Origin of the sequence: Pseudomonas sp. UBA6310 (assembly GCF_002438225.1) — a bacterium.
Taxonomy (GTDB): domain Bacteria; phylum Pseudomonadota; class Gammaproteobacteria; order Pseudomonadales; family Pseudomonadaceae; genus Pseudomonas_O; species Pseudomonas_O kuykendallii.
In genome coordinates, this window is the sequence record NZ_DJTK01000037.1 from 1 (window position 1) to 16,236 (window position 16,236).

Below are 16,236 nucleotides of genomic sequence, written 5' to 3' on the forward strand. Positions count from 1 at the left end.
TGATGGCGGTGGACGACTGGCTGAGCCAGCTCGGCGTTCGCCAGCGCCCGCGGCGCGGCCTCGGGCAGGAGTTCCACCAGCTGCGCGAATTCCGCGACGGCGACACCCTGCGGCAGATCGACTGGAAAGCCACAGCGCGCAAGCGCATGCCGATTGCCCGTGAATACCAGGACGAGCGCGACCAGCAGATCATCTTCCTGCTCGACTGCGGTAGGCGCATGCGCAGCCAGGACGACGAGCTGGCGCACTTCGATCACGCGCTGAACGCCTGCCTGCTGCTCAGCTACGTGGCGCTGCGCCAGGGCGACGCGGTGGGTCTGGCGACCTTCGCCAGCGAGCACGATCGCCACGTCGCGCCGGCCAAGGGCCATGCGCAACTCAGCGTGCTGCTCAACGCGGTGTACGACCTCGCCAGCAGCCAGCGCCCGGCGGACTATGCGGCGGCGGTCAGCCAGTTGCTCGCCCGCCAGCGCCGCCGCGCCCTGGTGGTGCTGGTCAGCAATCTGCGCGACGAGGACGACGAGGAACTGCTCGGCGCGCTCAAGCGCCTCGGCCGCCAGCATCGGGTGCTGGTCGCCAGCCTGCGCGAAGAGGTGCTCGATCGCCTGCGGCAGACACCGGTTCGGGGCTACGACGATGCCCTCGCCTACTGTGGCACGCTCAACTACCTGAGTGCCCGAGGCGGGCTGCATGATCGTCTGGCCGCCAACGGACTGCCGATCCTCGACGCGCGCCCGGGCGAACTCGGTCCGGAACTGGTCGGGCGGTATCTGGCGTGGAAAAAGGCGGGCGTTCTGTAGAGGGGGGATGGCGCCCATCCGTGGGCGCGTGGGGCGTCACTGCGGCGACGTCACCTTGGGGCTGAAAGCGAAGTACTGGCGCAGCACCTGAACCAGCTCGACATACTCGGCCGGCGGCGCCACCAGGGAAAAGCCCGAATCGTAGCTTCCCGGCGTGGCGTCTTCCTGGCTCCACTGGCAGGTCGCATAGAAGTCGACGAAATGAATCTGCCCGTCCTGGCCGGGAATCTTCAGGCGCATGTCGAAGCGCGCATCGGTCAGCATCGGCCACTCGCTGATGAGCATCAGCCCATCGACCGATACGTTGCCCAGGTAGCCCATCGGTTTATCGGTATGCCGGTTGAACACCTTCAGGTAGTACGGCAACTGATGGCGCTCGATTCGAGACGGTAGACGCATGATGGCTTATCGCTATGAATGTGGGTCGAGTATGGTCCGAGTTCAGGGTCGCTGAACAGCCGTCAACCGCAGTCCGCTGCCAGCCGCGCGTCGATTTTGCGACGGGCGGTATTCAACTGCTCGTCGCTGTAGAACACCCGCTCGCCTTTGTCGTCGCGGTAGTAGAGCTTCCTGCCGCTGTTCAGCGTACCGAGGTTGCTGCGCAGAGCGCGGCAGCGCTCATTGCGGCTCGACTGCTTCTGTTGCGCCTCGACGGCCGTCTTCGCCTGCTCTTCGCGCCGTGCCCCGAAGAAGCGCTCGGTGCGTTCCTCACGCGCCTGCGTGGCGGCGTCGCGCTCGATCACCTGCGGGCGCACATCGACCTTTTGCGCACCGGCCGGCGGCCGTTCCCCGTAATGCAGCGTGCCCTTGGCGTCCGTCCAGCGGTAGATCTCCGCGGTGGCCAGCAGAGGCAGCAGGATCAGGACAAGCCACCAGAGACGCATGCTCGGTCATCCGTTACGGGCCAAAAGGATCAATGCGGCGGCGGTGCCGGAATCGGCTTGGCGGGCACCGCCGGCCGAGCTTGACCCAACTGGTCGAGAGTTTCCAGCCGTGCCCGCGCCCGATAGGCGTATTCGCTGGTCGGGTAGCGGCTGATGATGAACTGGTAGGTCTGCGCCGCATCGACGAACAGGCTCTGGCGCTCCAGGCATTGCCCGCGCAGCAGGGATATCTCCGGCTGCAGGTAGTTGCGCGAGCGGCTCTTGCGCTCGGCCTGGGACAACTCGAGCATCACCTGCTCGCAGTCGCCCTCGTCGTAGGCGCGGTACGCATTGTTCAGATGGTGGTCCAGGGTAAAGCGGGTGCAACCCGCGACTCCGGCAAGCAACGCCAGGGCGATCAGACATCTCATGGGCAATCTCCTCCGATGGGCAGCGTATCGGCGTGGCGGGGGATTTCTGCAGGGAATGCGCCGCATCATTTCGTCGGTTGCCGGACGCGGGCAACGTAGTGCACGCGAACAATGACTACACCGCCCCGGCATAGTAGCCTCGAAACCTGCCTGAACCACGGAGCTACTGCATGACCTCGCGCCGCACCAAGATCGTCGCCACCCTCGGCCCGGCCAGCAACTCGCCGGAAGTGATCGAACAGCTGATTCTCGCCGGGCTCGACGTCGCCCGCCTGAACTTCTCCCACGGCACGCCCGACGAGCACAAGGCGCGGGCCGCGTTGATCCGCAGCATCGCCGCCCGGCACGGTCGTTTCGTCGCCCTGCTCGGTGACCTCCAGGGCCCGAAGATCCGCATCGCCAAGTTCGCCAACAAGCGCATCGAGCTCAAGGAAGGCGACAGCTTCCGCTTCTCCGTCTCCTTCCCGCGTGATGCCGGAACCCAAGACGTGGTCGGCATCGACTACCCGGACCTGGTCAAGGACTGCGATGTCGGCGACGAGCTGCTGCTCGACGACGGCCGTGTGGTCATGCGCGTGGAAGGCAAGAACGACGAGGAACTGCACTGCCGCGTTCTGATCGGCGGCCCGCTGTCCGACCACAAGGGCATCAACCGTCGCGGTGGCGGCCTGACCGCCCCGGCCCTGACCGAGAAGGACAAGGCCGACATCAAGCTGGCGGCGGAAATGGACCTGGACTACCTCGCCGTGTCCTTCCCGCGTGACGCGGCGGACATGGAATACGCCCGCAAGCTGCGCGACGAATCCGGCGGCACCGCCTGGCTGGTGGCGAAGATCGAACGCGCCGAAGCGGTGGCCGACGACGAGACCCTGGACGCGCTGATCCGCGCCAGCGACGCGGTGATGGTCGCCCGTGGCGACCTCGGCGTGGAAGTCGGCGACGCCGAACTGGTCGGCATCCAGAAGAAAATCATCCTGCACGCGCGCCGCTTCAACAAGGCGGTGATCACCGCCACGCAGATGATGGAATCGATGATCTCGAGCCCGATGCCGACCCGCGCGGAAGTTTCCGACGTGGCCAACGCCGTGCTCGACTACACCGACGCGGTGATGCTCTCCGCCGAGAGCGCCGCCGGCTCCTACCCGGTGGAAGCGGTGAAGGCGATGGCGCGCATCTGCCTGGGCGCCGAGAAGCAGCCGACCAGCCAGAAGTCCAGCCATCGCCTGGGTCACACCTTCAGCCGCTGCGACGAAAGCATCGCCCTGGCGGCGATGTTCACCGCCAACCACTTCCCCGGCGTGAAGGCGATCATCAGCCTCACGGAAAGCGGTTTCACCCCGCTGATCATGTCGCGCATCCGCTCCGCTGTGCCGATCTTCGCCTTCTGCCCGAGCCGGGAAACCCAGGCACGGGTGGCGCTGTTCCGCGGCGTCTACACCATCCCCTTCGACCCCACCACGCCACGCACCGAAAGCCTCAGCCAGGCGGCGGTCAACGAACTGCTGCAACGCGGCCTGGTGGAACAGGGCGACTGGGTGCTGCTGACCAAGGGCGACAGCTACCACACCATCGGCGGCACCAACACGATGAAGCTGCTGCACGTCGGTGAAGCGCTGGTTTGACGCTCGCGCGCAGGAACGAGAAAGCCGCTCGATGAGCGGCTTTTTCATGTCCGGGCGAGATCAGGCGAAGCGCGAAAAATCGGGCTCGCGGCGTTGCATGAAGGCGCTCAACGCTTCGGCCGCCTCGGGCGAGCGCAACCGCTGACCGAACAGCGCGCCTTCCTCTTCGATCACCCGCCGCAGCTCCTCACGCCCCGGCGCGCGCATCAGCCGCTTGGCGTCGGCCACCGCCGACGGCGCCAGCTGGCCGAAGCGCAGCGCCATTTCCCGGGCCTTGTCCAGCGTCGCCTGCCCGCTGCCCAGCGCTTCGTTGGCGATGCCCCACTGGGCCGCCTGCTCGCCGCTGAAGCTCTCGCCGAGCATCAACAGTTGCGTCGCCCGGGCGTGCCCGAGCAGGCGTGGGAGAATCAGGCTGGAGCCGAATTCCGGGCACAGGCCGAGGTTGACGAAGGGCATGCGCAACATCGCATCACGGCTGACGTAGACCAGATCGCAGTGCAGCAGCAGCGTGGTGCCGATGCCGACGGCCGGCCCGGCGACCCCGGCCACCACCGGCTTCTTCAGCTCGAAGAGCGCGCTCATGAAACTGAACACCGCGCTGTCCAGGCCGCTCGGCGGGGCCTGGATGAAGTCGGCGAGGTCGTTGCCGCTGGTGAAGCAGGCCTCGCCCCCTGAAATCAGCACCGCACGGATCGCCGGGTCGGCATCCGCCGCCTCGAGCTCCTCGGCCAGGCGCGAGTACATGGCGCGGGTCAGCGCATTTTTCTTGTCGGGGCGATTGAGCTGCAGGCTCAGCAATCCCGAATTGCGGTCGGCAAGAACGTGATCGGACATGGTGGCTCCGGGTGCCGAAGGCCCATCGAAACCCGCGTCCAGCGGGGAAGGAGGTCAGCGTTCGACAGGCACTTCAGGCACGTGGCAGGAAGACGTCGGCCAGCAGGTTGGAACGGGGAATGCCGGCCAGGTAAAGCGCTCGGGCGAAATCCTCCACGCGCGCAGGCTGGCCGCAGAGTAAGGCGACGGTTCGCCGCGGAACAAGGCGGAATCCGGCCAAAACACGCGGCAACTCGGCCGCCGTGACCAGCTCGACGCTCAGCTGCGGATGCTCGGCGGCGAGCTCGCCAAGCTCCTGCGCCAGGTAGTGGGCGTGGACGTCCCGGACCAGGTGGACCAGCTTGATCGGGCCCGTGTGCCCCTGGCGCAGGGCCTCGTGCAACACGCCCCAGAGCGGCGCGAGCCCCGTGCCGCTGGCCAGGATGAGCAACGGACGTTCGCTCCAGTCCGGGTCGTAGTGCAGGGCTCCACCGCGTACCTCGCCGATGCGCAGCGCATCGCCGACCCGCAGGTTGCGCGCTGCATCGCTGAAGGCACCGGGTTCGCGACAATCCAGGTGGAATTCCAGCACGCGGTCCGCCGGCAAACTGGCGAAGGAATAAGGCCGCGAAGTGCCGCCGGCGGCGAACAGCTGCACGTGCTGCCCCGGCCGATAGGCCAAGGGCTGCGCTGGTTGCAGACTCAGGCGCAACACGTCCGCCGCGCGCCAGTCGAGCTGTAGCACCCGCGCGCCAATCGCATCGATGGAAGGATCGAACACCTCGACGCGCAGATCACCGACCACCCGGCACTGGCATGCCAGTCGCCAGCCCGTCGCACGGCGCTCGCCATCCAGCGCGTCGGGCAGCGCGTCCTCGACCTCGCCAGCCACGCAGCGAACCATGCAGGCATGGCAACTGCCGGCGCGACAGCTGTAGGGCACGCGGACGCCAGCGCTATTGAGCACATCGAGCAGGTTGCTTCCGGCGTCCACCGACCAGTGCCGGTCGCGGACCTCAAGACGTGGCATCGACGCGCGTCCAGTTGGCTTCGCAACGGTTGCGACCGTTGCGCTTGGCCCGGTACAGCGCCTGGTCGGCGCGCTGCAGCGCATCGTCCAGCTCGTCCCCCGGCTGCAGCAGGGTCATGCCGATCGACAGGCTCAGGCCACTGACGTCGGCGCCGGCCAACTCGATGCGCGAGAAACCCTCGCGCAGGCGCTCGCAGCAAAGCGCGACCTGCTCGGCATCGCTGTTGGGCAGCAGCAGCACGAACTCCTCGCCACCGTAACGTGCCAGCACGTCGCGATCGCGCAGGTTGGTGCGGGCCATGCTGGCGAAATTCTGCAGCACCCGATCGCCCACGGCGTGGCCGTGCTGGTCGTTGATGCGCTTGAAGTGGTCGAGGTCGATCAGCGCCAGGCCGTGCTGGCGACCGGCGGAGAGGTTGCTCAGCTCGCGGTCGGCCAGGCGCAGGAAGTGTCGGCGGTTGTAGAGGCTGGTGAGCTCGTCGGTGGAGGCGAGGTTCTCCAGCTGGCGCATCATCCCGCGCAGGGTGTCCTGGTGCGCCTGCAGGGCATAGCGGCGCTGGCGCATGCGCTCGCGCAGTTTCTGCACGTAATTGGCGATCAGGCTCAGCCAGCAGAACACCAGGAACAGCACGCACAGTTGCAGCACCGTCACCGGAGACATCGCCCCACCAGCCAGGTAGACCTCGAAGCCGCTCATCCCGGCGAAACAGAGAAAGGCGAAAGCAGCGCAGCCGACGAAGCGCAGGGGCCGCAACTGGAAGACGCCGAACAGCAGAATCAGGATGTAGAACACCAGCAGCGTGCCGCGACCGTTCACCAGCTGGAAGATGAAGAAGGTGTGCCAGGCGGTCGCCACCAGCACCTGCGTCTCGGTGAGGCTGGGGTCGTCGAAGCGCAGGTTCAGGCCAAGGCGGAACAGCAGGAAGAAGGCGAACTGGCTGAGAATGACCAGCAGCGAGCTGACCACCAGCACGCTCATCGATGAGCGGTACAGCCCTAGCGCCATGGCCAGCCAGGTCAGCGCCAGAACCAGGCCGTAAGTAGCCGCGGCGATTGCGAATCGCCGGAGAAAAAGCCCTTGTAAATCATGCCACTTGGACTCGGACGTCATTTGCTCACGGGCTCCATCCCATACTAGCAATTGGCCGCCACTGTACCGTGGGGCCGGAACCTTGCCTAGCGAAGACGGCGACGGTCAAGGGGCGACGGCGACTGTCGACACCCGGATGTGCGCGGTATACTGCCGCGCCCTTTGCACCGCAGCAGCGCGCCAGCTCGCAGGCCGGCGCCACAATGATGTTCCCGACGTTCATAGAGGAGCGCGCCCCGTGACCCTGATCAAGCAAGACGACCTGATACAGAGCGTTGCCGACGCTTTGCAGTTCATTTCCTATTACCACCCCGTCGATTTCATCCAAGCCATGCACGAGGCGTACCTGCGCGAAGAATCGCCGGCGGCACGCGACTCGATGGCCCAGATCCTGATCAACTCGCGGATGTGCGCCACCGGTCATCGGCCGATCTGCCAGGACACCGGCATCGTCACCGTGTTCGTCAAGGTCGGCATGGACGTGCGCTGGGACGGCGCGACCATGAGCCTCGACGACATGATCAACGAAGGTGTTCGCCGCGCCTACAACCTGCCGGAAAACGTCCTGCGCGCCTCGATCCTCGCCGATCCGGCCGGCGCCCGTAAGAACACCAAGGACAACACCCCGGCGGTCATCCACTACTCCATCGTCCCGGGCAACACCGTGGAAGTGGACGTGGCGGCCAAGGGCGGCGGCTCCGAGAACAAGTCGAAGATGGCCATGCTCAACCCGTCCGACTCGATCGTCGACTGGGTCCTGAAGACCGTGCCGACCATGGGCTCCGGCTGGTGCCCGCCGGGCATGCTCGGCATCGGCATCGGCGGCACCGCCGAGAAAGCCGCGGTGATGGCGAAGGAAGTCCTGATGGACGAGATCGACATCCACGAACTCAAGGCCCGCGGCCCGCAGAACAAGATCGAAGAAATGCGTCTGGAGCTGTTCGAGAAGGTCAACCAGCTGGGCATCGGCGCCCAGGGCCTGGGCGGCCTGACCACCGTGCTCGACGTGAAGATCATGGACTATCCGACCCACGCCGCCTCGCTGCCGGTATGCATGATCCCCAACTGCGCCGCCACCCGCCACGCGCACTTCATCCTCGACGGCTCCGGCCCGGCCGAGTTGGAAGCGCCGTCGCTGGACGCCTACCCGGAAATCGTCTGGGAAGCCGGCCCGAGCGCGCGCCGCGTCAACCTCGACACCCTGACGCCGGAAGAAGTGCAGAGCTGGAAACCGGGCGAAACCGTGCTGCTCAACGGCAAGATGCTCACCGGCCGCGACGCTGCGCACAAGCGCATGGTGGACATGCTGAACAAGGGCGAAGCGCTGCCGGTGGACCTCAAGGGACGCTTCATCTATTACGTCGGCCCGGTCGATCCGGTCGGCGACGAAGTGGTTGGCCCGGCAGGCCCGACCACCGCGACGCGGATGGACAAGTTCACCCGGCAAATACTCGAACAGACCGGCCTGCTGGGCATGATCGGCAAATCCGAGCGCGGCCCGATCGCCATCGATGCGATCCGCGACAACAAGGCCGTGTACCTGATGGCCGTCGGCGGCGCCGCCTACCTGGTCGCCCAGGCGATCAAGAAATCCCAGGTTCTGGCTTTCGCCGAGCTGGGCATGGAAGCGATCTACGAGTTCGACGTGAAGGACATGCCGGTAACCGTGGCTGTCGACACCAAGGGCGAGTCGGTACACATCACCGGTCCGGCGATCTGGCAGAAGAAGATCGCCGAAAGCCTGGCGGTGGAAGTGCAGTAATCCATCGTGAGAATGAAAAAGCCCGGCCAGTGCCGGGCTTTTTCGTATCTGTTTCCTTGTAAGAAAGGAAAAGGATAATGCGCATAAAAAAGCCGATCTCTCGATCGGCTTTTCTTGGCACTCGCGCTCGATTAAAGACTCAACTTGCTCCGATTCTTTTCCAGCGTCGCCGCGCCTATGCCTTTCACCTCGAGCAACTCGTCCACCGAGGCGAACGGGCCATGGGCATCACGGTACTCGACGATCGCCTTGGCCTTGACCAGACCTATTCCCGACAGCTCGCGCTGCAAGGTTTCGGCATCGGCCGTATTCAGGTTCACCGTTGCCACCTTCGCCGCCAACTCGGCGACAGGCTCGTCGGGAGCAGGCTCGGCCGGGTCGGCAGCGAAAAGAGAAAAGGACAGCGAAGCCAGCGTAGCGAGGGACAGGGCAGAGAGCCATTTGCGCATTGTGTGAACTCCTTGTGGATGCGGTGTTGCGGTAATGTCCATACCGCTGGCTAAAAATAGCCCACGCACTTATCGCGTCAATTGGAGTTACCGAGGGAAGAGCTGTTTAACCCTGCGTGATATCGACGCAGGTTCGACCCTCCGCATAGTTCAATGCATCAAGGCTCGCCTTTACGCTTCTGATAAATCCAGTCGACGATCTCGCCTTCCGGCGAATAGCCGCAAACGGTTTCACGCAGCAACTGCCGTACACGGTCATAGTCGTCCGCGTCCAACGCCTTGAGCAGACTGGACAGAACCTCTTTGAACGCATCCCACGGCAACCATTCCTCGTTGGCGCGCATGATCATTGGATGATCGGTCGGCGTGACGCCCTCGGCGCCGATCAGCAGTTCCTCATAGAGCTTCTCGCCCGGGCGCAGACCGGTGAACTCGATGGCGATGTCGCCATTCGGATTGTTTTCCGAGCGAACGCTCATGCCCGCCAGGTGAATCATCTTCTCCGCCAGATCGACGATCTTCACCGGCCAACCCATGTCCAGAACGAAGACGTCGCCGCCCTGCCCCATGGAGCCGGCCTGGATGACCAACTGCGCGGCCTCGGGGATGGTCATGAAGTAACGGGTGATATTCGGGTGCGTGACCGTCACCGGCCCGCCCTTGCGAATCTGCTCGTAGAAGCGCGGGATCACCGATCCGGACGAGCCCAGCACATTGCCGAAGCGGACCATGGTGAAGCAGGTCTTGTTGACGTGATGAACGGTCGGGTCCGCCTGGAACAGCAGCGGCGCGCTCTCCCGGCTCAAGGCCTGCAGCACCATCTCGGCCAGGCGTTTCGAACTGCCCATGACGTTGGTCGGGCGTACCGCCTTGTCGGTGGAGATCAGCACGAAGTTCTCGACCCCCGCTTTCAAGGCAGCCTGGGCGGTATACAGCGAGCCCATCACATTGTTCAGGACGCCTTCGGCAATGTTGTGCTCGACCATCGGCACATGCTTGTAAGCCGCGGCGTGATAGACGGTGTTCACGCTCCATGAACGCATCACGTCCTTCAAGCGCTCCCGATCACGTACCGAACCCAGTATCGGAACCAGGCGTACGGCCAGGGATTCCCGCTTGATGCGTTGCTCCAGTTCGGAATGGATGCTGTAAAGGTTGAACTCGCTGTGCTCGAAGATCAGCAGCGTCGTTGGCCCATTGAGGAGGATTTGCCGGCACAGCTCGGAGCCGATCGAACCGCCCGCTCCCGTGACCATCACCACCTGGCCACGGATGCAGCGCTCGAACAGCTCCTGCTGTGGCGGAACCACTTCACGCCCCAGCAGATCGGCGATGTCCACTTCCTGGATGTCATCGACCTTCACCCGCCCGCTCGCCAGGTCCATGAATCCCGGCACGCTGCGCACATGCAGCGGATAGTGCTCGAGCAGCGCCAACACTTCACGACGCCGTGCCCGCGTTGCCGACGGGATCGCCAGGAGGATTTCCTGTGCGCCGGTCTCATTGACCATCTGTTCGATGTGCTTGGGCTTGTAGACCTTCAACCCGGAGATGATTCGCGTGGCGATATTGTCATCGTCATCGATAAAGGCCACTGGGCGCATGGAACGACCCATACGTAACGCGCTGACCAATTGGTTGCCTGCTGCACCGGCACCATAGATAGCAACACGGGGAAGGCCGTCATTGCCACGAAGGAAAGGCATTTGCTGCCTCGCTACGTACCAGTCTCCCAGGAAGTACTGGCGCATGAGCAACCGGAGCCCACCGATCAGCATCAGGCTGATCCACCAGTAATTGAAGACGATCGAGCGCGGGACCACGTTGAGCGGTACCCGATACCAGTAGAAGACCAGGGCAAAAATCAATGCCGAAAGCGAAACGGCCTTGAATATGGTGATGAGCGCATCGTTACCCAGATAACGCATCACTGCCCGGTACATCCCCAGGCGAACGAAGATCGGGATGGAGACCATCGGCGCGATGGCGAACAGCCAGAAATGCTCGCCCAGCGGGTCGACCCGCTCGTCCAGCCCAAGACGCACGATGAATGCCGCCCATAGCGCCGTCCATACCAACCCGACATCGGCACTCACCTGCAGCAGGCGTTTATAGCGACGGGGCATCCTTACCAGAAAATTGCGAACATTCATTGGTGGTCCTAACATTCAGCGTCGTGTCGACCCTGCTCCTTTTGATACGGCGGTTCACAACGCATGAACAAACGCCTAGTTAACTTCCAGCTTTCCCGCATCGAAACGAACGGCTAGCAATATCAGCGGGACATAGGCGATCAACAGCCCTACACACCCATCCAGATATTGCAACGAAACCAGCAGCGCAACCGGGAACAGCCAAACGGTATTTATGGCAAGTACAGCCAAGGTGACGGGCTTATGACTGCCGAATCGGCGCGACGCATGCTGATAAGCGTGGCTGCGATGCGCTTCGTAAACTCTGTCGCCGCGAAACAACCGCCGAACTAACGTCCAGGTTGCATCGACGATGAAGACACCAAGCAGGATCAGCCAGCTCCATAGCAACTGAGGAGCAATCCAGGCGGCCTGCAAGGAAAGGATTCCGAGCACCAGGCCGAGAAATCCGCTCCCAGCATCCCCCATGAAGATACGTGCCGGCGGAAAGTTCCAGAACAGGAAGCCAGCGACCGCTGCCGCCAGCAGCAGGGGCGGCAAGGCCAAATCTGGCTCAGCCGGAGTCGCGAAGCCCTGTACGCCATAAAGCAAGGCACCGCCCAGGCAAACACAAATCGCCTCGACACTGGCGATGCCGTCGATGCCATCCATGAAGTTGTAAAGATTCAGCAGCCAGACCAGGTAAACGGTTGCCAGCGCGTAGCCGATCAAGCCCAGATCCAGTGTGAAGCCGAAAAAGGAAAGCGTCGGCAAACCACCCAACCAGAACAACGCCCAGATCGCTCCGGCAAAATGCCCCAGCAAACGCCAACGAGCGGCTATATGGCCGTGGTCATCGAGAAAACCCAGCACCGCGATGCCCACTCCAGCCCCCAGCAACGCCCACATCGAGCGCAAGTCGACGGCACCGAAGGCGGCAAAGATCGGCAATGCCAGCAGAAAGCTCACCACAATGGCCACCCCGCCGCCCCGAGGCGTGGGAACCGAATGGGAGCTGCGGGCATTGGGGATATCGATGATGCTGCGCGCTAGCGCATAACGGCGCAGCAGCCAAGTCAAGGCTAGAGAAAGACCAGCAAACACCGGCAATAAGAACCAGAAAGTCATGTCAGAAGACATCCCAAAAGAACAATGGAGCGCAGTTTATTTGCCGGCAGCCCGCAGGATCTTGTAGTCAACTCCTGCCTTTACCAACGCACCCGCCGGCGTGGACGGAGGGACCCATGCCAAAAGACTACGTGCTTTGTACGAGTCAATCTGTAGAGAGCCGCATAGCTGGTTGGATATCGCCTGTTTACCGGTCAATGATGCGGCCAACTGCATCCAGCCGCTCGGCATACGGAACAGACGAGGCTGACGTCCCATGCCTTGGGCCAAAAACTGCACAATATCGGCCGTGGAAACCTCTACGCCGTCGGAGATCAGGAACAGCTGGTTAGCCGCCGCAGGATGGTCGATACCAAGCGTGATGAAATCAACCAGGTTCTCTAGGGCAACCATGCTTCGCTGATTGCTGATGGCAGCGAAGGGCAAGGGAACGCCGGAGGCCACCAAAGCCAGTAGGCGTTTGAAGTTACCAGGGGCGTGGCCTGCGTAGACCAAGGGTGGACGAATGATAACGAGCTCCATATCCGTGCCTCGTACGAGTTCCCATAATCCGAGCTCCGCCTCTAATTTCGAGACCGCATAATCTGCATGTGGTGAGGGCACCGAATCTTCGGTAAAAGGCGAGCTGGAGGTATGCGCACCGTTCACTCCAATCGAGCTGACGAAAATGAATCGCTTCACACCTGCCGCTATCGCGTTGCTTGCCAGATTCAACGTGCCCTTCGTGTTGACTTCCCTGAATTCAGCAAGCGCGTGCGGCCCCGGCTGCATTACGTGGGCCAACCCTGCAAGGTGCACCACGACGTCCTGTCCTTGTAGAACGTGAGACCAACGCGTCGCCCCATCGATACGGCCAACCTCCATCACCTCATCGGAAGCGATACCGGAATGCAATACAGTTCGACACGGAAGAACCAAGTTTCTTCCAGCCAGCCGGAGATGGTCGACCAAAGCCGAACCGATGAAGCCGCTACTTCCCGTGACGCATAAATTCTTAGGAGTCATTTCAGATAACTTGCCAGTTTGAACGGGACCTTCATGGCGATGAAAAAGATATTGGTATACAAGCCATTCGAACGGCAGGCACGGACGATCTCCATGTTCTGGTGAATTCGCCACCAGAAGCCAGTTGTACTGATACCTCCTTCCCGCATCTTGACGATGGTTGAAGACATGCGCTTGGCTTTTACACCCGCCAGAAGAAACCGCGCCATCAGTTCGAAATCAGCGGACACACGGTAGTCCAGTTTATAAAAGCCCAACTTACTGAATAAATCTCGCCGAGCATAAAAGGTCGGATGAGGAATCATGAACCCGAAACGAATCTTCCATGGCATGAACCCACTGGATGTATATTTTCGGGTGACGCTATTCAAAGCGTTCCGCTGTACGAAGAGGAGATCTGCGTATGTAGCTTGCGCGTCGGGATTGGCCTCAATAAAGCGATGCAGATCACTCATGACATTGTCATTGGCGAAAATATCATCGGAATTCAATATCCCAACGAAATCACCAGTCGCCGCCTGAATACCCTTGTTCATCGCATCATAGATACCCCGGTCAGGCTCGCTGATGACCTTGGCGATCCGCCCTGCGTACTCATTGATGATGCTCATCGTCGCATCCTTCGATGCCCCGTCCACCACAATGTACTCGATATCGGAATGGCTCTGGCTCAATACGGATTCGATGGTATCCCTGATCGTCTCGGCGCTGTTGTAGCAGACAGTGACTATGGAAATTTTCAACTCATGCCACCTCAGGCCCTGCCATAGATGTCTTCGAAGCGAACGATATCGTCTTCGCCCAGATAGGATCCTGACTGAACTTCGATCAGTTCGAGCGGAATTTTTCCCGGGTTTTCCAGGCAATGAACCTGACCGATCGGGATGTAGGTCGACTGGTTTTCAGTCACTAGGCTGGTCTTATCGCCGATCGTTACCCGAGCCGAACCGCTGACGACAATCCAGTGTTCGGCACGGTGGTGATGCATCTGCAGGGAAAGCTTGGCGCCAGGCTTCACGGTGATTCGCTTCACCTGGTAACGTTTGCCATTGTCTATCGAGTCGTATACGCCCCAGGGGCGATAAACCTCCCGATGGCTCAGGTGCTCATGGCGACCGTCCGACTTAATCCGGTCGACGACTTTTTTCAGTTCTTGGGCGCTATCCTTGTGGGCGACCAGCACGGCATCCTTGGTCTCGACGACGATCAGATCGGATATGCCGAGTAGCGCAACGAGACGGCTGTTGGAATGCACGTAGGAGTTGCGAGTCGACTGGATGAGCACATCGCCGTGCAGCGCGTTGCCGTTTTCATCCTTCGGGCTGATATCCCACAGGGCGAACCACGAGCCAATATCGTTCCAGCCGGCATCGAGGGGCACCATAGCCGCCGCGGCGGTACGCTCCATCACGGCGTAGTCGATTGAATCGTCGGGGCAGTCAGTAAACGCGGTAGCGCCGAGGCGGATGAAGTCCAGATCGCGCAGGCCGTCAGCGAGCGCTCGCCGGCAACAGGCCAGCATCTCGGGCTGGAACAATTCCAGCTCCTCCAGATAGCGGGCGGCACGGAACAGGAACATTCCGCTGTTCCACACGTAGCGCCCGCTGGCCAGATAAGCCTCGGCCGTTTCGGCATCAGGTTTTTCCACGAAGCGCTGTACCCGGAATCCATCGGGGCCCAGCGCCTCTCCCCGCTCGATGTAGCCGTATCCCGTTTCCGCATGCGTTGGCACGATGCCGAAAGTCACCAGTTTGCCGTCTACCGCCAAAGTCTCGGCACGCGCAATGGCTGCATGGAAGGCATCCACATCCTCGATGACATGATCCGCCGCCAGCACCAGCAGAACAGCAGTGGGATCCTTGGCCACCACGTTAAGCGCTGCCAGCGCAATGGCCGGTGCGGTATTCCGGCCAAACGGTTCGAGCAGAATGGACGCATTCTCGAAGCCGATCATGCGTAATTGTTCCGCCGCCAGGAAACGATGTTGCTCATTACAAATCAGCTGCGGAGCGGCCACGTCGAGGCCCTGCAAACGCTGGAGCGTCGATTGCACCAAGGTCGATGTGCCGCCGCCCATAGTGAGAAATTGCTTGGGATTCAACTGGCGGGACAGTGGCCACAGGCGCGAGCCGTTACCGCCCGCCATGATCACGGGATAGAGCATGACTTCATCCTGAAGTAGTGAATGGCAAATCAGCGCTTCGCGTCTTCGAAGTTGTCGACGAACCAGCGGTAGGCGTCCTGCAGGCCTTCTTCCAGGCCGATCCGCGATTTCCAGCCCAGCGCTTCCAGGCGCGAGACGTCCATCAGCTTGCGCGGCGTGCCGTCCGGCTTGCTCGCATCGAAGGCCAGGCGGCCCTGGAATTCGGTGACCCGCGCGATGGTTTCCGCCAGCTCGCGGATGGTGCAGTCCTGGCCGGTGCCGACGTTGATGTGCGAGAGCATCGGCTGGGTGTTGGCCTGGTAGGTGGCCTCGTCCAGGTTCATCACGTGGACGCTGGCCGCGGCCATGTCGTCGACGTGGAGGAACTCGCGCATCGGCGTGCCGCTACCCCAGATCAGCACTTCCTCGTCGCCGCGCAGGGTGGCTTCGTGGAAACGGCGCAGCAGCGCCGGGATCACGTGGCTGTTTTCCGGGTGGTAGTTGTCGTGCGGGCCGTAGAGATTGGTCGGCATCACGCTGCGGTAGTCGCGCCCGTACTGGCGGTTGTAGCTCTCGCAGAGCTTGATCCCGGCGATCTTGGCGATCGCGTAGGGCTCGTTGGTCGCTTCCAGCACGCCGGTGAGCAGCGCCTCTTCCTTCATCGGTTGCTCGGCATGCTTGGGATAGATGCACGAGGAGCCGAGGAACAGCAGCTTCTGCACGCCGTTGGCGTGGGCGGCGTGGATGATGTTCGCCTCGATCATCAGGTTCTGGTAGATGAACTCGGCCGGGTAGGTGTTGTTGGCGTGGATGCCGCCGACCTTGGCCGAGGCCAGGTACACCTGGTCGATGTTCTCGGCAGCGAAGAACGCCTGCACGGCGGCCTGGTCGACCAGGTCCAGCTCGTCGCGACCACGGGTGACGATTTCCACGTCACCCTGCTGGCGCAGGAGCCGGACGATCGCCGA

The 16,236-nt window shown here is 62.3% G+C and carries 16 protein-coding genes; 3 read left to right on the plus strand and 13 right to left on the minus strand.

The window, feature by feature from the left end; genetic code table 11:
- Nucleotides 1-800: DUF58 domain-containing protein (locus B3E91_RS09060; protein ID WP_287029138.1), on the plus strand; the 800-nt coding region annotated here is incomplete at its 5' end.
- Nucleotides 801-836: 36 nt separating this feature from the next.
- Here the strand turns inward: B3E91_RS09060 and B3E91_RS09065 are convergent.
- The 3 genes from B3E91_RS09065 to B3E91_RS09075 all read right to left on the minus strand — a co-directional run bounded on the left by B3E91_RS09065 (nt 837) and on the right by B3E91_RS09075 (nt 2,094).
- Nucleotides 837-1,199, minus strand: coding sequence for a PilZ domain-containing protein (locus B3E91_RS09065; protein WP_090231704.1), 363 nt, complete (start codon nt 1,197-1,199; stop codon nt 837-839).
- A 62-nt stretch (nt 1,200-1,261) separates the two neighbouring features.
- Nucleotides 1,262-1,684 (minus strand): DUF4124 domain-containing protein, encoded by a 423-nt coding sequence (locus B3E91_RS09070; RefSeq protein WP_287029139.1) that lies wholly within the window; start codon nt 1,682-1,684, stop codon nt 1,262-1,264.
- A 29-nt stretch (nt 1,685-1,713) separates the two neighbouring features.
- Nucleotides 1,714-2,094, minus strand: coding sequence for a tetratricopeptide repeat protein (locus B3E91_RS09075; RefSeq protein WP_273233864.1), 381 nt, complete (start codon nt 2,092-2,094; stop codon nt 1,714-1,716).
- A 170-nt stretch (nt 2,095-2,264) separates the two neighbouring features.
- Here B3E91_RS09075 and pyk point away from each other — a divergent pair, with 170 nt between their 5' ends.
- Complete coding sequence (gene pyk, locus B3E91_RS09080; RefSeq protein ID WP_287029140.1) at nt 2,265-3,716, plus strand: pyruvate kinase; 1,452 nt, start codon at nt 2,265-2,267, stop codon at nt 3,714-3,716.
- 60 nt (nt 3,717-3,776) lie between these two features.
- Here pyk and B3E91_RS09085 read toward each other — a convergent pair whose 3' ends face one another.
- The 3 genes from B3E91_RS09085 to B3E91_RS09095 form a co-directional block, all read right to left on the minus strand.
- Nucleotides 3,777-4,550, minus strand: coding sequence for an enoyl-CoA hydratase (locus tag B3E91_RS09085; RefSeq protein ID WP_287029141.1), 774 nt, complete (start codon nt 4,548-4,550; stop codon nt 3,777-3,779).
- 73 nt (nt 4,551-4,623) lie between these two features.
- The gene (locus tag B3E91_RS09090) at nt 4,624-5,559 is read right to left on the minus strand and encodes an iron-sulfur-binding ferredoxin reductase (RefSeq protein ID WP_287029142.1); all 936 of its coding nucleotides are present in this window, start codon (nt 5,557-5,559) and stop codon (nt 4,624-4,626) included.
- Entirely contained in the window at nt 5,546-6,670 is a 1,125-nt protein-coding gene (locus tag B3E91_RS09095) for a GGDEF domain-containing protein (RefSeq protein ID WP_287029143.1), read from the minus strand. Before B3E91_RS09095 ends, B3E91_RS09090 begins: the two co-directional genes overlap by 14 nt.
- Nucleotides 6,671-6,887: 217 nt before the next feature.
- Between B3E91_RS09095 and B3E91_RS09100 the strand changes: the two genes are divergently transcribed.
- The gene (locus B3E91_RS09100; RefSeq protein ID WP_287029144.1) at nt 6,888-8,411 is read left to right on the plus strand and encodes a fumarate hydratase; all 1,524 of its coding nucleotides are present in this window, start codon (nt 6,888-6,890) and stop codon (nt 8,409-8,411) included.
- Nucleotides 8,412-8,542: 131 nt separating this feature from the next.
- On the opposite strand, the gene B3E91_RS09105 is transcribed toward B3E91_RS09100, so the two are convergent.
- From B3E91_RS09105 to fcl, 7 genes are all read right to left on the minus strand, one after another.
- Nucleotides 8,543-8,860, minus strand: coding sequence for a ComEA family DNA-binding protein (locus B3E91_RS09105; RefSeq protein ID WP_287029145.1), 318 nt, complete (start codon nt 8,858-8,860; stop codon nt 8,543-8,545).
- Nucleotides 8,861-9,018: 158 nt separating this feature from the next.
- Nucleotides 9,019-11,013 carry a polysaccharide biosynthesis protein gene (locus B3E91_RS09110; protein WP_414708225.1) on the minus strand — a complete coding sequence of 665 codons (1,995 nt, stop codon included), beginning with the start codon at nt 11,011-11,013 and terminating at the stop codon, nt 9,019-9,021.
- Between the two features lie 75 nt (nt 11,014-11,088).
- On the minus strand, nt 11,089-12,120 hold the full coding sequence (locus tag B3E91_RS09115) for an MraY family glycosyltransferase (protein WP_287029147.1): 1,032 nt from the start codon (nt 12,118-12,120) through the stop codon (nt 11,089-11,091).
- A gap of 36 nt (nt 12,121-12,156) precedes the next feature.
- Nucleotides 12,157-13,125: an NAD-dependent epimerase/dehydratase family protein gene (locus tag B3E91_RS09120; protein WP_287029148.1), complete on the minus strand. Its 969-nt coding sequence runs from the start codon at nt 13,123-13,125 to the stop codon at nt 12,157-12,159.
- Nucleotides 13,122-13,868, minus strand: coding sequence for a glycosyltransferase family 2 protein (locus B3E91_RS09125; RefSeq protein WP_287029149.1), 747 nt, complete (start codon nt 13,866-13,868; stop codon nt 13,122-13,124). Before B3E91_RS09125 ends, B3E91_RS09120 begins: the two co-directional genes overlap by 4 nt.
- Nucleotides 13,869-13,879: 11 nt before the next feature.
- Nucleotides 13,880-15,289, minus strand: a complete 1,410-nt coding sequence (locus tag B3E91_RS09130) for a mannose-1-phosphate guanylyltransferase/mannose-6-phosphate isomerase (RefSeq protein WP_287029150.1) — start codon at nt 15,287-15,289, stop codon at nt 13,880-13,882.
- A 29-nt stretch (nt 15,290-15,318) separates the two neighbouring features.
- Nucleotides 15,319-16,236, minus strand: a 918-nt coding sequence (gene fcl / locus B3E91_RS09135; RefSeq protein WP_287029151.1) for a GDP-L-fucose synthase, incomplete at its 5' end; no start/stop codon positions are given.

Coding starts and splice junctions, on each gene's coding strand:
- B3E91_RS09065 (WP_090231704.1), bottom strand. CDS start 1,199: ATGCGTCTACCGTCTCGAATCGAGCGCCATCAGTTGCCGTACTACCTG.
- B3E91_RS09070 (WP_287029139.1), bottom strand. CDS start 1,684: ATGCGTCTCTGGTGGCTTGTCCTGATCCTGCTGCCTCTGCTGGCCACC.
- B3E91_RS09075 (WP_273233864.1), bottom strand. CDS start 2,094: ATGAGATGTCTGATCGCCCTGGCGTTGCTTGCCGGAGTCGCGGGTTGC.
- pyk (WP_287029140.1), top strand. CDS start 2,265: ATGACCTCGCGCCGCACCAAGATCGTCGCCACCCTCGGCCCGGCCAGC.
- B3E91_RS09085 (WP_287029141.1), bottom strand. CDS start 4,550: ATGTCCGATCACGTTCTTGCCGACCGCAATTCGGGATTGCTGAGCCTG.
- B3E91_RS09090 (WP_287029142.1), bottom strand. CDS start 5,559: ATGCCACGTCTTGAGGTCCGCGACCGGCACTGGTCGGTGGACGCCGGA.
- B3E91_RS09095 (WP_287029143.1), bottom strand. CDS start 6,670: ATGACGTCCGAGTCCAAGTGGCATGATTTACAAGGGCTTTTTCTCCGG.
- B3E91_RS09105 (WP_287029145.1), bottom strand. CDS start 8,860: ATGCGCAAATGGCTCTCTGCCCTGTCCCTCGCTACGCTGGCTTCGCTG.
- B3E91_RS09110 (WP_414708225.1), bottom strand. CDS start 11,013: ATGAATGTTCGCAATTTTCTGGTAAGGATGCCCCGTCGCTATAAACGC.
- B3E91_RS09115 (WP_287029147.1), bottom strand. CDS start 12,120: ATGACTTTCTGGTTCTTATTGCCGGTGTTTGCTGGTCTTTCTCTAGCC.
- B3E91_RS09120 (WP_287029148.1), bottom strand. CDS start 13,125: ATGACTCCTAAGAATTTATGCGTCACGGGAAGTAGCGGCTTCATCGGT.
- B3E91_RS09130 (WP_287029150.1), bottom strand. CDS start 15,289: ATGCTCTATCCCGTGATCATGGCGGGCGGTAACGGCTCGCGCCTGTGG.